13 protein-coding genes and 1 pseudogene are annotated in these 16,186 nt (G+C 34.2%); 13 read left to right on the forward strand and 1 reads right to left on the reverse strand.

Annotation, left to right across the window (positions count from 1 at the left end; all coding sequences use genetic code 11):
* Positions 1 to 4: 4 nt before the first annotated feature.
* The 10 genes from REB14_RS16655 to REB14_RS16700 all read left to right on the forward strand — a co-directional run bounded on the left by REB14_RS16655 (position 5) and on the right by REB14_RS16700 (position 13,159).
* A complete protein-coding gene (locus REB14_RS16655) occupies positions 5 to 3,277 on the forward strand; it encodes an RHS repeat domain-containing protein (RefSeq protein ID WP_309522727.1) in 3,273 nt (1,090 codons plus the stop codon).
* A 4-nt stretch (positions 3,278 to 3,281) separates the two neighbouring features.
* Positions 3,282 to 6,734, forward strand: coding sequence for a DUF6443 domain-containing protein (locus REB14_RS16660; protein WP_309522728.1), 3,453 nt, complete (start codon positions 3,282 to 3,284; stop codon positions 6,732 to 6,734).
* Between the two features lie 19 nt (positions 6,735 to 6,753).
* On the forward strand, positions 6,754 to 7,179 hold the full coding sequence (locus REB14_RS16665; RefSeq protein ID WP_309522729.1) for a hypothetical protein: 426 nt from the start codon (positions 6,754 to 6,756) through the stop codon (positions 7,177 to 7,179).
* A gap of 185 nt (positions 7,180 to 7,364) precedes the next feature.
* The gene (locus REB14_RS16670) at positions 7,365 to 8,390 is read left to right on the forward strand and encodes a M91 family zinc metallopeptidase (protein WP_309522730.1); all 1,026 of its coding nucleotides are present in this window, start codon (positions 7,365 to 7,367) and stop codon (positions 8,388 to 8,390) included.
* Positions 8,362 to 8,955, forward strand: a complete 594-nt coding sequence (locus tag REB14_RS16675) for a hypothetical protein (protein WP_309522731.1) — start codon at positions 8,362 to 8,364, stop codon at positions 8,953 to 8,955. Before REB14_RS16670 ends, REB14_RS16675 begins: the two co-directional genes overlap by 29 nt.
* Positions 8,956 to 9,168: 213 nt before the next feature.
* Entirely contained in the window at positions 9,169 to 10,164 is a 996-nt protein-coding gene (locus tag REB14_RS16680) for an RHS repeat-associated core domain-containing protein (RefSeq protein WP_309522743.1), read from the forward strand.
* A gap of 11 nt (positions 10,165 to 10,175) precedes the next feature.
* Positions 10,176 to 10,475 (forward strand): hypothetical protein, encoded by a 300-nt coding sequence (locus REB14_RS16685; protein WP_123275965.1) that lies wholly within the window; start codon positions 10,176 to 10,178, stop codon positions 10,473 to 10,475.
* Between the two features lie 57 nt (positions 10,476 to 10,532).
* A complete protein-coding gene (locus REB14_RS16690; protein ID WP_309522732.1) occupies positions 10,533 to 10,844 on the forward strand; it encodes a hypothetical protein in 312 nt (103 codons plus the stop codon).
* 449 nt (positions 10,845 to 11,293) lie between these two features.
* Positions 11,294 to 12,814, forward strand: coding sequence for an RHS repeat-associated core domain-containing protein (locus REB14_RS16695; protein WP_309522733.1), 1,521 nt, complete (start codon positions 11,294 to 11,296; stop codon positions 12,812 to 12,814).
* Between the two features lie 3 nt (positions 12,815 to 12,817).
* A complete protein-coding gene (locus REB14_RS16700; RefSeq protein ID WP_309522734.1) occupies positions 12,818 to 13,159 on the forward strand; it encodes a hypothetical protein in 342 nt (113 codons plus the stop codon).
* 45 nt (positions 13,160 to 13,204) lie between these two features.
* Here REB14_RS16700 and REB14_RS16705 read toward each other — a convergent pair whose 3' ends face one another.
* On the reverse strand, positions 13,205 to 13,396 hold the full coding sequence (locus tag REB14_RS16705) for a hypothetical protein (RefSeq protein WP_309522735.1): 192 nt from the start codon (positions 13,394 to 13,396) through the stop codon (positions 13,205 to 13,207).
* Between the two features lie 147 nt (positions 13,397 to 13,543).
* On the opposite strand from REB14_RS16705, the gene REB14_RS16710 reads away from it, so the two are divergent.
* The 3 genes and pseudogenes from REB14_RS16710 to REB14_RS16720 form a co-directional block, all read left to right on the forward strand.
* On the forward strand, positions 13,544 to 14,473 hold the full coding sequence (locus REB14_RS16710) for an RHS repeat-associated core domain-containing protein (RefSeq protein WP_309522736.1): 930 nt from the start codon (positions 13,544 to 13,546) through the stop codon (positions 14,471 to 14,473).
* Positions 14,457 to 15,002, forward strand: coding sequence for a hypothetical protein (locus REB14_RS16715; RefSeq protein WP_309522737.1), 546 nt, complete (start codon positions 14,457 to 14,459; stop codon positions 15,000 to 15,002). Before REB14_RS16710 ends, REB14_RS16715 begins: the two co-directional genes overlap by 17 nt.
* A 112-nt stretch (positions 15,003 to 15,114) precedes the next feature.
* Positions 15,115 to 15,786 (forward strand): annotated as a pseudogene (locus REB14_RS16720) (RHS repeat-associated core domain-containing protein); the annotation flags it as partial.
* Between the last annotated feature and the right edge of the window lie 400 nt (positions 15,787 to 16,186).

A 16,186-nucleotide genomic window follows, 5' to 3' on the forward strand; every position in this document is an offset into this window, starting at 1 on the left:
ACTGATGAAAAAAATATTTGTAATAGCGTTGTTGTCTATTTTTTCATTTGGATACTCACAGTCCGGAATCGGAATTAATGCGCAGCAGAATAAAGAGGTCTTATCTTTTCCAACCTCCCCTGATGCCTACAGCTTTGATAAAGTAGGAAAGCTTCCTATGGATCTGTTTAACGGGAAAGCTAATATATCAATTCCCATTTATGATATTCAATTAGGAGATATGGTTTTTCCCATTAAGCTTTCTTATAATACAGGAGGAATTAAACAGAATGAGATTTCAAGCTCAGTAGGATTAGGATGGTCATTATCCATACCCAATACCATTTCAAAGAATATTATGGGAAAAGATGATGATTTTTTCCCGATTTATTTTAAAGATTACAATACAGCCTATCAATATTCATCCATTGATCCATGGAATGATAATGCAAAAAAAGAGGTCTTAGGGTTTCTTTATGATGGGATGTATGATGTGCAGCCCGATCTGTTTTCGTATAGCCTACCTACCGTAAATGGCAGTTTTATAATAAATAATAACAAAGGTTTTCCGGTTCCTCATGAAGATATTTTAATTCAAAGACTGCCTGATAATGGTAGTTTTACCATAACAGATTCAAAAGGTAACAAATTCTGGCTGTCGGGGAAAAACTCAGTGATGACTAAACGATCTCAAACGGTTGCTCAGTTGGCTGTCAATTCTTTTTTAATGGATAGCTTGCGTACCTCGAGAAATCAGGGAATACAAATTGAATATCAAAAAAAGCTAAACTATTCCGAAGAGAGTAAATTTGAAAGTAGAATTCTGACTTCTCAAAATGCTCCGGTGGGCTATACTCCTTTTCCTCTAATTCAAACATCTCCACCACCGAGAATTGATATCAATACGAACTTTGAAAAATTAATTACAAAAATTACATTTCCTGAAGGACAAATTGAATTTAAATATTCGGGAGATGAAAATTTAACCACTGTAGGGGAGGAACTGTATAGAAAAGATATCAAATCATCTGCTGGTATTGCTTTGAAAAGAATTGTAGTAAAGGACAAATCAGGAAAAATAGTAAAAGATTTTTTACTGAATCATTCTTATTTTGAATCAAGCTCTGTTGATAAAACCTATGAAGATTACAGGCTTAAACTCATAGGCCTAAAAGATAATCTTCAAAATAAGAGTTATGCATTTTCTTATAATGAAAATACTCCTCTTCCTGCAAGAAATTCTAATAATGATGATTATTGGGGATATTTTAATAATACCTTTTACAGCAAGTCAAACACCAGTATCCCGGATCAGATTTTTTCGAGTAATATCGGGGCGAGCCAAAGCACAATAATCGGAGGTAGAAATAGAAATACGAATCCTAATTTTGCACAACTTGGAGTTTTAACAGCTATTAAATATCCTACCGGTGCTTCTAAAAATCTTTATTATGAAAGCAATACCATTGAAACAACCCAATATTCTACCATTGACGCATATGAAAGTTATATGAGTATAGGCAATAATCAAGACCCTGGTACTTTTGTGAAGCCTATTCGTGATACATTGGTTACCGTTCCGCAATCTGTTTTTATGAATAAGCCTAATGCAAGATTTAAAATTACTTTTGGAAATGGCTGTATGAATAATAATGATGACATTGCCCAGATCCATGAAAACAGATGCCAGGGCAGCATAAATATGTCAGGACAGGTATATACTTCTAACGGAAAAAGCTTTACGGCAGAATTTGGTGCTACAACAAGCCCCATTCAATTACGTTTGCAGCGTATAGGAGACTGTGGCTGTGATTTTTCATTTAACATCAAATATAACAAACAAATTGCAACCAATTTAATTTCAAATGTTGGTGGGCTCAGAATAAAAAAAGTAGAAGATGTAGATGCCGGTAATACATCCAATATCTATAACTACAGCTATGAAAGGGCTGATCCGAATACAGGAGTTTATAAAGGTTCAGGAAAGCTTAAACGTCCGTTTCAATTTGTTAAACCTTTTTACAGAGTAGCTCATCCAAGCGTAGAAAATGCAGGAGCATCGGACTATATCCAGAGAGATTATATGGTTCAGAATACAGGAAGTGCTTATAATTCTTATAGCATGTCCAATATAGTCACCTATTCTACGGTAAAAGAGTATAACGATCTGGGAGAAACTATTTATGAATTTGCAGATGGAAATGCCGGGGTAGGCTCTGTTTATTCGGATAAGACAGGACCATATGATGATTGGAGATATGGACTCCCGTTAAAAACGACGTATAAGAAAGGAGCTAATATTCTAAAAGAAGAAACATTTAAATATGACATCAATCCATTGAAAAATAAGCTATCAGGATATAATCCCGTTACCAATGAAGAGATTGCGTTTGGGCTTGATCTGGATATTGTACCTTACAATGTAGAGAATTTTAACGTACCTCCATTATCCTCTTATCAGGTCAATATGAGTGCTGTAGAAATTTACGGAGGAAAGATAGAACGTAAAAAATCAACGGTAACAGAATATTTTGAGGGAGGGAAAAAGGTTGAGAATCAGACTGTATACACTTATTCAGATACGGATATTAATAAACCTATCAATTTAAAAAGTACATTATCTACATTTTCATCCGGGGAAAATGTTGTGACAGATTATCAGTATGCTCATGAAAAAGGCATTCAGAAACTTATTAATGCTAATATCATTGATACTCCAATAGAGACACAGGTCACAAAAAAACAAAATGCCAATGATGCTGCGGGTAAAGTACTGTCAAGAACGGAAACCAAATATGATAATCCATTGACCTTACTTCCAAGCTCAGCATTGTCGTATGATCTTCAGAATAATCCTACTACCGAAGTTACTTATGATCAATATGATTCCAAAGGAAATCTTAAGCAATACACCACAAAAGACGGTATTTCAACCGTAATCGTTTGGGGTTACTACCAAACCCAGCCTATTGCCAAAATAGAAGGAGCCAAATTAACAGATATTCAACAGTCTTTAATTGATTCCATTGTTACAGCTTCCAATACAGATGCTTTAGCTGGTTCCAGCAATGATGAAACGACTTTCTTGTCAGCATTGAATACCTTCAGAGCTAATACAGCATTGTCCGCTTATCAGATTACCACTTTTACGTATGATCCATTAGTTGGGGTAAGAAGCATCACCCCACCATCAGGAATCAGAGAAAGCTATGGGTATGATTCCGCCAACAGGCTTCAGAAAGTGATCGATGTGAATGGCAAAGTGTTGAAGGAGATGAAATACAATTATAAAAACTAAACTGATGAAAAAACTCATACTACCGATAGGAGTCCTGCTCTTATCCAACTTAACATACGCCCAGCTTTCCACGATTTCAAGCAATGAAAATTATATTCAGACTAAAACATATTTAGATTATAATGGAACAGCTGCTACCAAATCCTCAGAAACCATACAGTATTTTGACGGATTGGGAAGATCCAAACAAATTGTCAATATAAAAGCTTCTCCATTGGGAAAAGATGTTGTTACCCATATAGAATATGACCAGTTTGGAAGACAGGTGAAAGATTATCTTCCGGTTCCCCAGCTTTCCACAAGTAACGGGAACTATTATTCAGGACCTTTGGGTGTTTCTACTAACACCTACGGGAATGAAAAGATCTATTCTGAAAAAGTGCTGGAAAACTCACCTCTGGACAGGATTATGGAACAGAAACAGGTAGGTAATGATTGGAACGGAAAATCTGTGAAGTTTGGTTATGACACCAACGGATTGAATGAAGTCTATCAGTTTACCACGATCACAAGCTGGATAGATGGAGCTACTAAAAGTGTACTGAGCTTATCGCCTGCTACAGTGTACGCCCCTAACCAGCTTTATAAAAACTCTGTCAAAGATGAGGATGATAATGAAACCATAGAATTTAAAAATGGTAAAGGTCAGGTTGTATTGGTAAAGAAAGTAAAGAGTTCTTCGGAACATATTGATACTTATTATGTGTACAATGAATATGACCAGCTGGCTTTTGTCATTCCTCCTATGGCTGTTCATAAGCCTATTACGGATGATCTTCTCAATACCTTATGCTATCAGTACCGTTATGATGGCAGGGGAAGGCTGGTGGAAAAAAAGCTTCCCGGCAAAGGCTGGGAATATATGGTGTATAATAAGGCTGATCAGCTTATTCTGACTCAGGATACTGATCTTAAAGGAAAAGGACAATGGCTTTTTACTAAATATGATCAGTTTGGAAGAACCGTTTATACCGGAATCACTAATAATACTGCCAGCAGGGTATCAATGCAAAATAGTGTCAATGCCAATACTAATTTATATGAAACCAGAACTGCCACTCCTGGATTTACCTTAAACGGTATAGCTGTAAATTATACTAAGGTTTCAACTCCCACCAGTGTTGCCCAGGTGTTAACTGTTAATTATTACGATTCTTATCCTGCCTACAGTTTTAATCCGGCATTCCCTTCAACAATTCAGGGAGAACCTGTATTGACTGAAATTCCTGCAGCTGACGGAAGAAGTACGAAAGGGCTGCCTGTAATGAGTTTTGTAAAAAACATTGAGGATGATAACTGGACAAAGAATTATACCTATTACGATACAAAAGGAAGAGCTATTGGAGGTCATTCTATCAATCATTTGGGAGGCTATACCCATACAGAATCCAAACTGGATTTTGCAGGAGTTACGAAACAGACGGTAACAAAACATAAAAGACTTAACACGGATACTGAAAGAGTGGTTACCGAAACGTTTGATTATGACAGCCAGAACAGGTTATTGGTACACAAACATCAGGTAGACAGTAATCCGGTAGAAATTCTTACCCAGAATACTTATAATGAACTTTCTCAGGTGACTAATAAGAAGGTAGGGGGAACAGATCCTGTAAGTCCATTACAATCGATAGATTATAAATATAATATCAGAGGCTGGCTGGCTAAAATCAACGATCCAGCTGCTTTGAATGGAAAACTCTTTGGATATGAAATTAAATATACTAATCCCGTCTACACGAATTTATCATCCGGAAGGTACAATGGAAATATAGCAGAGGTAGATTGGATAAATGCTTCGGAGGGAGCCTTGAAAAGATATTCTTATACTTATGATCCCTTAAATAGATTAAATGATGCTATTTATACAGAACCCGGAGCAACCAATCCTTACAATAATAATTTCAATGAAAATCTGACCTATGATTTCAATGGAAATATCATGACCCTGAAGAGGAATGCTTATCCTGTGTCAGGAACTACCGCAACACAGGTGGATGATCTTGAATATAAATATACAGGAAACCGTCTGAATCAGGTAATAGAACATTCACTCAATTCATCAGGATATGAAGGAGGAAATAATATCATTGGTTATGACCTTAACGGGAATATGACCGATATGAAGGATAAGGGGATTCAGTCTATTGGTTACAATTATCTGAACCTGCCAAAATCAATAGCAATACAGAATACAGGATATTCGGGACAGATAATTACCACGAATATAAATCATTTATATCGTGCTGATGGAGAAAAACTTCGTAAAACTATTGTACAGCAGGGTTATATGGGGCTTCCTATCACCCGAATGAGGGACTATCTGGATGGCTTCCAATATTCTTATATAGATGAAGGAGGAATATGCATGACCTGTATGACAGAATCAGCCTATGAGCCTCAGGCCTATTCAAAAATAGCAGGTCCAATACTTCCTAAGCCTATATGGAATCTGGATTTTGTCCCCACTTCAGAAGGGTTTTACAGTTTCACCGAAAACCGTTATATTTACAATTACAAGGATCACTTGGGAAATACAAGAGTTACTTTTGCTAAAAATAATGCCGGAATGCTAGAATCTATAGATACCAATAATTATTATCCATTTGGATTAAACCATATTGGTGGTTCTTCCTACTCCAAATTTGGAAGTTATTACAACTACAAGTACAATGGTAAGGAGCTGCAAGAGACGGGGATGTACGATTATGGAGCGAGAATGTACATGTCCGATATTGGAAGATGGGGTGTGGTAGATCCGCTCGCGGAAAAAATGCGCCGTTACAGTCCTTACAATTATGCTTTTAATAATCCAATTAGATATATAGATGCTGATGGAAGGAAACCTGATGATTGGATAAAGAATAAAACTACAGGAGAAGTAGTGTGGAGAGCGAATGTAACTTCGGCTAATAACACACCTCAAGGATATGATTATGTTGGAAAAGAGTATAAAGGATTAAGTATTCAAAGCTATGCTTCTCATAGTCAAAATGGTGCAGGAGTTGAAATTCAAGCTTCTTATAGTGATGGAAAAGCAGGGACAGCTGATGCTCAATATGTACAAACAATTAGAACGAATGACCCATTAGGAGGTGCAACGTCCCCATATAATGACCCTCAACCCGCAGATGATAACTTGCCTTTCTATTGGACGAATGCTGAATTACCGAGCTATCAAAATATAAATGGTCAGGATTTAGATTTTTATGATAGACCTACTAGAGATGCTACTAAAACTGGAACAAACTGGGAAGGAGAACTGTCTGTAGTTGTGAATGATGGTACGGGAAAAGGTTACCAACCTGTTGTTACTGTTACTTATGGTTTTGAAATTCAGGGAGGAGCTGCTGCTGTTCAGGAATTAAAAGTTAGTCCTAACGAATCTTCTTTTCAAAAAACAACTATTGATGATTATAATAAAAAATTATTACCAACCCCAACGACAACACCTTGATTGGTTTAAATTTATTCGTATGAAAAAAAAAGATTTTAAGCCTATAATGGTATTTTTATTTTTCTTATTCGCATTAACATCGTGTGCCTCACAAGAATTAATATATGAACCAATAGGAATATCAGATAAGCCTTTACCTATTTTTAGGATAACCACAAAAAAGCATCAAGACTTAAACAATGATATTTATGTTGTGGATAGAAGTACGTTTTCTTTATTAAAGGATGGTGTTTTAAATAAGAAAAATGAAAACACTAACAAATCTGACAATATTTTTGAATATGGTTCATATAAGATTACTTATTTAGATAATTCAAAAAGGAGAACCTATATAATTGACTCAAAACAGAAATCCTATATTTTTTTTCAAGAACAATTGGAACAAGTGAAATCTAATGAGAAACTTTATGATAGAATTAAGGTTTTATTAAAAAGGATGAACTAAGAAAAATAGATAAAATAAACCCCACCGCATTGCGGTGGGGTTTGTGTTTTATAATGCTAAAGCATTAGAAAGCGTTTTCTTAAGTTTAAGATTGTAAAGTGCCATATCGATAATATTAAAGATAGATTCTTTTTGTTTTTCCCCCGCTGGCGCGAGCGTCTCGCTCGTGTCCACCTCCAACCTTCATGAAAACTGGAATTATACCTGTCTCGGAAGGATTTTACAGTTTCATAGAAAACCGTTATATTTATAATTACAAGGATCACTTGGGAAATACAAGAGTTACTTTTGCTAAAAATAATGCCGGAATGCTTGAATCTATAGATACCAATAATTATTATCCATTTGGATTAAACCATATTGGTGGTTCTTCCTACTCCAAATTTGGAAGTTATTACAACTACAAGTACAATGGTAAGGAGCTGAAGGAGACGGGTATGTATGATTATGGCGCGAGGATGTATATGCCGGATCTAGGAAGATGGGGTGTTGTGGATCCTCTTGCGGAAAAGATGACGAGGCATAGTCCTTATAATTATGCGTTTAGTAATCCGATTAGATTTATAGATCCTGATGGAAGAGAAGCAAAAGATATTACTATTCCAAGTGGGACTGATCAAAAAGGTATTGATGCTATAATGGCAAATCTCCAAAAATTAACTAGAGATAAATTGTCAACTATTAAAGGTGTTAATGGAAAAACACATGTTGTAATTGACAAGTTTGAAAAAAATGGGAAATATGAAAATGGAACTCAATTAATCAGAGATTTAATAACTGATGAGCATAATGTTAATGTAAGAATTGGTAAAAGTAGCTTTGCTAAAGCTGAAAATAATGAAGCCGCATCAAATGGTGTCGGAACAGATTCAGATATAACATTTAACCCTGTAGGAAAACAAGATGTAAGAGTTTCTGGAGAAGATGGAAAGACTATGTACGAAACAGCACCAAACTTTATTATATTAGGACATGAATTAATACATGCAAAAGATCATTTTAATGGTACGCTTAATAAAACTGATGCTATACATAGTTATTCGGATTTGAAGGGAATAAGATTGACAGAAACATACCCTAAATCTGAATTTAGAGCATCTGGATTTCCTGGATTTGTAGGAAAAGATGGATATTCAGAAAATAATATAAGAAAAGAACATGGATTTAAATTAAGAGCATCATATGAAAATTTTAAAGGTCGAACTAGGTAAAAGTATGATGATAATGTTATTTGTAATTTTATTTTCATGCAAAGAAAATAAAGTAATTCAAGAAAAAGATGAAAATAGTAACCTTTCGGTGAAAATTTTATCAATTGAAAAGAAAAAAGAATTATATAATATTTCGATTTCCGTAGATAATAATAATGTTGATAAATATGTAATGTTGTATAATTATCATAACCTTGAAGAAAAAGAAACTTACCCCAAAGTGATTGATAAAGAAAAAGAAACTATTATTGATTATAACTTTTTCTTTAAAGATAGTATTAGTTATAGTCAAGACTCTACTAATGATTCTATTAATGATTTTCCCATGCAAAATACAAATGAATCATTTACTCTTTTTATATTACCCAAAGGTAACACTAAGGTTATATTAAACAATATCCCAATCTCAAACACAATAAATAAAAAGTACTTATATTTATATTTTAGTAAATTGAAAGATGAGATCTCCCAGGCATTACCAAAAGAGACAAAAGAGTATGATATAATTGCAAACGAGAAAGGATTTAAAAAATATAAATTTTCTAGAAAAGTAATTACTTTTTAAAGCTAAATTTATGTTTGGATAAATCTCCACTACGCAAAGTCTTCCGACTTTGATCTTCGTGAAATAACTTCCACCTTAATTTTTGGCTTATATTCATAAATAAAGTAAAGCCACTGCAAATACAGAGGCTTTCTTATTCTCTTAGAAAACTATTATATTTACTAGTATAGGGATCACCTTGGAAATGCAAGAAACAGCGCAGGCGCTCTTGAAATTACAGATGCTAATGATTATTACCCATTTGGGATGAATCATCTGAAGACTGGAAATGCGTTCTTTGGATCTGGTAGTTATAAGAATTATAAGTACAACGGTAAGGAGCTGCAGGAGACGGGTATGTATGATTATGGAGCAAGATTTTACATGCCTGATTTAGGAAGATGGGGTGTTGCAGATGAACTAGCAGAAAAGTCGAGAAGATTTTCACCTTATACCTATGCATTAGATAATCCTATAATGTTTGTTGATCCTGATGGAAGAGAAGCTCAGGGATGTTGTGGTAATTTGTGGAATCTTGCTAAAACTTATTATTCTGGAATGTATCAAGGTGCAAGAAGTGTTGCAACAGGAACTTATCAAGGTGTTAAGCAAGTGGTAACTCATCCTATAGAATCTGCTAAATCTTTAGCGAGTAATCCAGGTGGAGCTCTAAAATCAGGTATTTCAAAGTCAACCAATCTGATGGCATCAGTAGCCGCATTCCCAGCAATTGCTGGAGCAAGTGTAAAAAAAGGAGATGCAACAGTTGCAGGTAATATTGCAGGAAAAGCACTTGGAACAGCAGTGATAGAAGGAGGAATGGCTGTAGCAACGGAAGGAGCAGGAAGCCTTGTGAGAAATATAGCATCAAAAGCAGGAGGAACGGCAGCTAAAGCTGTGGTAGGAGCTTCTGAAGGTGTAAACTATGGAAAAATGTTAACTTCTACTAGTGAATTTGATCCTTCAAAAACTTTATTTAGAGGAACAACTGGTTCTGAAGCTGGAAGCAGTGCTTTATTTCTTACCGATGATGCAGCAGTAGCAGGGACTTATATTAAAAATGGCGGACAGGTTATGCAGTATGATTTGAGTAATTCAGGGTTGTATATGTTGGAAAAGACTGGTGAGTTGGAATATAAAACGGGTATACACTCAGGCTCTAATACAATATCTACTGAATATTTATTTAAAGGAAAAGATCTGGTAAAAGCAGTACCACATAATCCTTAAAACTTAAAATTATGAATAATAAAAAATTTTGTTGTGAAAAATTTGAATTTCGCTATAATGGTGAAAAAACAATGGGATTAAACTTTAGAATAGTAAAATATAGTGAAAAATTTCTTGAAAAAGAAGCTGAATTATATAATAAAAAAATAGAAGATATTTTTGATAAGGCTTACTTTGTTACTGATGGTTATAGTGGATTGATTACTGATTTTAGTATTAAAAAAATGGTTATAAATCATTGTCCATTTTGTGGTCAAAAGCTAAGAGATTTTTATAAATCTGATGATTATGTTCAGGAAACTATTGGATAGTTTTCTAACAACAAAGCCAACTCAAATTGAGTTGGCTTTGTTGTTTTATAAAATGCTTTGCAATTTAGTTTGCTTAAGAAAAGCCCCGCTGGCGCGAGCGTCTCGCTCGTATCCATAAAAAAAGATCCAAACTCTCCGAATGCAGTATCTCCAGGTAAAGCGTCTTTAAATACAGGTATGGCTGCATATGGTTTAACCGGAGTTGGAACTATGCCTTCTTTAGTATATTTTGGTCTAGACGCATTTTATCCAGGTGGATTTAATGGTTATGTTAATGATGTTGGCTCAGCTCAAACTGAATTAGACAAAGGAGTAAATAGTGCTGGACCTTATAGAGTTAATTTAACGGGAGCACATGAACCGAAATAAGTAATAAATGAAATTCTATTATTATATATATTATAAATTTTATAAAATTTGGGAATATATTTCTAGTCCTAAAATTCTATCGGATTTTAAAGCAGTTATTAGTATTTGCTTTTTTGAAGCATTAATTTTTTTATCGTACATATATTATAGCGAAACATTGCTTCAAAAATCTAAATTGATAATAATTACGCTCATATTTATAATTATTCCCAATGTTTATATCTGTATATTTGATGACAAGTGGAAAAAATATTTTACTGAGTTTGATGAATTTCCTTTGAAAAAAAAAGAAAATATTCTACTTTTTTTGGGTAATAATTGTGTCTGTAATAATTAATTTTATTATTTCATTAAATTATTTTTTATCAAGCTAGTAAATCCCCGGAGCAACCAATCCTTACAATAATAATTTCAATGAAAATCTGACCTATGATTTCAATGGAAATATCATGACCCTGAAGAGGAATGCTTATCCTGTGTCAGGAACTACCGCAACGCAGGTGGATGATCTTGAATATAAATATACAGGAAACCGTCTGAATCAGGTAATAGAACATTCACTCAATTCATCAGGATATGAAGGAGGAAATAATATCATTGGTTATGACCTTAACGGAAATATGACTGCCATGAAAGATAAGGGGATTCAGTCTATTGGTTACAATTATCTTAACCTGTCTGATACTTTTACTATTGTACAGAATACATTTGGTAATCCTATTAATAATACGCTTAACTATTTATATCGTGCAGATGGAACAAAATTAAGAAAAATCTACACCGTTACAACAACAGGAAGGGGGGCAAGAACTACCATCCAAACTACAGATTATCTGGATGGGTTTCAATATACTCTTGAAGATGGAAGTATCTGCGTGACCTGCCGAACAAGCAGCGCTTATGAAGAACAGGCCTACAAAAGCATTTCTGATGCAGAAAAAGTGATCACACCACAATGGAATCTGGATTTTGTTCCTACTTCAGAAGTGTTTTACAGTTTCACGCAAAACCGCTATATTTACCAGTATAAAGACCATTTAGGAAATACCAGGGTAAGTTTTGCAAAAGGTGACATAGATGTTCCTGAAATTTTAGATACCAACAACTATTATCCTTTTGGATTAAACCATATTGGGGATACATTTTCTCCGTTTGGAAGCTTCTATAGCTACAAGTACAACGGCAAGGAACTGCAAGAGACTGGGATGTATGATTATGGAGCGAGGATGTACATGGCGGATATTGGTAGATGGGGAGTTGTAGATCCGAAAGCAGAATTATACAGAAGATGGAGTCCCTATAACTATGCAGTTAATAACCCTTTGAGATTTATCGATCCTGATGGTCGTGGAGTTACTGATATCATTATTACAGGAAGTAAAGCTGCAATCGAGAAATATAAAAATGAAGTATCTAAAGGAACTGGAGGTTTTTATAGTGTGAATGTAGACGGTTCAGGAAAAGTTAGTCTTGTTTCAACAGGTATAGCGAGTCTTGGTATAGAAATGACTTCTGAACAAAAAGCATTTTATCAAGAGTATTCAGCTGTTGTAAATAGTAGTGAAGTAGTTAAACAAGAGGTGGTTGAAAATGACGTGAATACTGTTGTTGACAGTTGGGTTACTAACAAAATCGACATTGCTGACATTGCGGAATTTGACAAAGCAGGAAGTGGTGGGGCAACAAGTGCTGGAGCTTTAACTCATTCAACTGTTGAGCAACATGAAAAAGCTAAGTTAGGTCTAAAGTCGGGGGATATAGGGAAAACCTCTGGTAGTACAGCTGTAGATTATGAAGTATCCCATAATGTAGCCAAAATAGCAGAAAACAAAGTAAATGGTAATACAAGAGTGGAAAATACAACAGGCGGGGCGGATAGATTTATTGATAGTAAAAACGCTGTAACAGAGCAAACTTTAACAACTACAGCGACAGGGGGAATTAACGTTAATAAAAAACTTATACCATAAACTATGAAAAATATATTAAATATTATTCTTGTAATGTTCTTTTTCTCATGTTCTATGACAAAAAAAGAAATTTTATCGAAAGGGGCTTCACAGTGTGTAGAAAATAAAAAATTTAAATATGAGTTTTACAAAAATATAGCTATTGTTGATAGCTTAATTACCAAAAATCAAAATGAAAGTTTTCATAAGTCTCTTAAATTCATTTCAATCTATTCGCATGTATCATATGAGAGTGCATTGAATTATAGTAGAACATACCCTTACGGAGCATATGAAAAAGATAGAAAAGAATGGATAGATTGGTATGAAAAAAATAAGTGTAGCAATATCCAATTAAAAAACTAAATTAAAAATAAACAGCAAACCCGCTCAATGAGCGGGTTTGCTGTTTTATAAAATGCTTTGCAATTTAGTTTGTTTGAGAAACGCATCAAGGAGAGCGAAGACGTGTTGTCTATCGTTCTCTTTTAGTTTTTGTATATCTAATATTTTAGAAACAATATTTTTATCCAATAGAATATCCGTAGAACCTACGAGATAATCCAAAGACACTTCCAGTGCTTCTGCTAGCTGCGTGGCCATCTCAATAGATGGTTTTACTTCCTCACGCTCCCCGCTGGCGCGATCGTCTCGTTTGTGTCCGTAAATAAAACAAAAAGCCACTGCAAAAACAGTGGCTTTTACTCTCTATTCTAGAGAAACCGTTATATTTACAATTACAAGGATCACTTGGGAAATACAAGAGTTACTTTTGCTAAAAATAATGCCGGAATGCTAGAATCTATAGATACCAATAATTATTATCCATTTGGATTAAACCATATTGGTGGTTCTTCCTATTCCAACTTTGGAAGTTATTCCAACTACAAGTACAACGGCAAGGAACTGCAAGAGACTGGAATGTATGATTATGGAGCAAGATTTTATATGCCAGATATTGGAAGATGGGGAGTAGTAGATCCGCTGGCGGAGAAGATGAGAAGATGGAGTCCTTATACTTATGCGTTTGATAATCCGATTATGTTTATAGATCCAGACGGAAGACAAGGAATAGATATTATTATCTTAACAACCAATGGTTCATTTAAAGCTTCAAAAGAAGTATTGTATAAAACCCCTGAAGGAAAAAGATTATGGGACAAATATGGAACAAGTAAAACTGATGATATTTATATAGACTCTAAAAACTTTGGTTCTGGTTCCTCTACTATAGCAGAAACTGTAAGAGATGTTAAATCTATGGGGCTTGTAAAAGATGGGAAAGTATCAATTCCTGAAGGATATAGTAATATGTCTGAATTTAACAACTTAGATATATCTCAGTCTGGAGATAAAAATGTCCATTTGATATCTTTAAACGAAAACTATTTTAAAGAAAAGAATAATGACTTAAGATATAGTGTTAAACATGTAGATGGTGAAGGTAATTCAAAAACTATTGGATATAGTAATTATGATTTAGCAGAAGCTATCTACCATGAAGGTAAAGCACATATAGAAGATGGAACAGATGCAGATACTGATCATGTTAAATATGGAACTAAATCCTTTAAACTAAGCGCTCCGCGAGAGCCAGGTTCTCCTTCTGATATAATTGTTAATCAACTTGTTAAAGTTAGAGAAGACGCAAAAAAAGAAAAAAATGATAAAGGAAATTAAAAAAATAACGTTTTTATCTGTACTACTTTTATCTTTCATTAATTTAGTACAAGGACAGGTATTAGAATTTTATAGACCTATTATTATAACATACAAATCAGAAATCCTAAACAATGAAAAGATCAATTTAGGAATGTTTGATTATCTTAAACAAGAGACTTCAACGATGAAGTCAGAATATTTGAAGTATGATTCTGATAAAGAGAGTTTATATAAGTATGATGGGGTAAGTAAAAGTTTTCAAAAAATAATTTGTTTGAAATCAGATAACTTTAAATCTCAGGAAAAAATAAAATTAGGAATATTTGATGAATTTAATTTAGTAAAAGAAAACTCTAAAAGTTTTATAGCTTCTTCACCGTATGGAAAATACCCCTCTCATCATAAAATAATTAATTCTATTGAAATACTTCAAAAAACAAAGAAGACATTGATTTTAAGAATCAATTATCAAGATGAATTTGAATGGAAATATTTTGGGATACTGGTTTTAACAGATTATAAGTATGAAAACTTAGAAGATGATTAATAAAATCTGCCCTGCTACCGCACGAATCCTTTGTGTGTGAGGTAAGAATAAAAGCCACCGCTCTTGTAGTGGCTTTTATTTTATATGTATAACTGGTTAATAATTACATTTATCCATCCAATATAATTATTTAAATTTACCAGATAAGATTACCCAAAACTCAAAATTGACAAGCTATCTTTACAGAGCAGACGGGGTAAAAGTAAAGAAGCTTTTTGGAGATCTGGAGACCCATTATCTGGATGGCTTTCAGTATAAAACTACATTTTTAAGAGAATCATGGGATGGAGAAGGCACTTTCATTCCTGATCCTAATGAGATTCCAGAATTGAAATTGAGAATCATTCCTACTTCTGAAGGATATTATGATGCGCTTCTCAACAAGTATGTTTACAATTTTACAGATCATCTGGGAAATGTAAGATTAAGTTATACCGATACAAATGGAGATGGTATTATCCAGCCAAGGAGATATAATACATCAACATGTTCGCCTAAATTTGGTTGCCTTGGAGAATGGAAACCGGGAGAAATTGTAGAAGTGAATAACTATTATCCTTTTGGATTACTGCATAATTATACTGCGACTACCCAGAATGCTTATCAATACAAGTACAACGGCAAGGAACTGCAAGAGACTGGGATGTATGATTATGGAGCGAGGATGTACATGGCGGATATTGGTAGATGGGGAGTAATCGACCCTTTAGCTGAAACTTCGAGAAGATTTTCTCCATACAATTATGCTTTGAATAATCCAATTAGATTTATTGACCCCGATGGTAGACAGGCTGAGGATAAAATTAAAATATTTAACAATGGTAATATAGAGAGAACAAAAGATAATAATGCTTATGATACTATTACAAACGAAGATGAGTCTAAGTCTATCCAGATTGCCCGTACAAATGTATCAGAATCAAATCCAACGGGAGATTCGCAGATAGGAGATGCTATGACAGAAAACATTGTAACACAAGGTCATGATGGAGAAGCAGGATCATCTAGATATACATATTTGCAAATTCAAAATTATGATGTTGCAACCCAGTTAATCTCTTGTTTGCAGAGTCATCTAATGTTCTTTCAAACCATTGTGTAGAAGCTACCATTGCAGAACTTGTTGTCAAAGACATTACATATTTTGCCAACGCTCCGATTCTTTCGCTTCTCATTGGGTTACG

The organism is Chryseobacterium metallicongregator, assembly GCF_031324065.1.
Classification (GTDB): domain Bacteria; phylum Bacteroidota; class Bacteroidia; order Flavobacteriales; family Weeksellaceae; genus Chryseobacterium; species Chryseobacterium metallicongregator.

Coding starts and splice junctions, on each gene's coding strand:
- REB14_RS16695 (WP_309522733.1), top strand. CDS start 11,294: ATGACCCTGAAGAGGAATGCTTATCCTGTGTCAGGAACTACCGCAACG.
- REB14_RS16655 (WP_309522727.1), top strand. CDS start 5: ATGAAAAAAATATTTGTAATAGCGTTGTTGTCTATTTTTTCATTTGGA.
- REB14_RS16665 (WP_309522729.1), top strand. CDS start 6,754: ATGAAAAAAAAAGATTTTAAGCCTATAATGGTATTTTTATTTTTCTTA.
- REB14_RS16705 (WP_309522735.1), bottom strand. CDS start 13,396: ATGGCCACGCAGCTAGCAGAAGCACTGGAAGTGTCTTTGGATTATCTC.
- REB14_RS16670 (WP_309522730.1), top strand. CDS start 7,365: ATGAAAACTGGAATTATACCTGTCTCGGAAGGATTTTACAGTTTCATA.
- REB14_RS16660 (WP_309522728.1), top strand. CDS start 3,282: ATGAAAAAACTCATACTACCGATAGGAGTCCTGCTCTTATCCAACTTA.
- REB14_RS16675 (WP_309522731.1), top strand. CDS start 8,362: ATGAAAATTTTAAAGGTCGAACTAGGTAAAAGTATGATGATAATGTTA.
- REB14_RS16715 (WP_309522737.1), top strand. CDS start 14,457: ATGATAAAGGAAATTAAAAAAATAACGTTTTTATCTGTACTACTTTTA.
- REB14_RS16685 (WP_123275965.1), top strand. CDS start 10,176: ATGAATAATAAAAAATTTTGTTGTGAAAAATTTGAATTTCGCTATAAT.
- REB14_RS16700 (WP_309522734.1), top strand. CDS start 12,818: ATGAAAAATATATTAAATATTATTCTTGTAATGTTCTTTTTCTCATGT.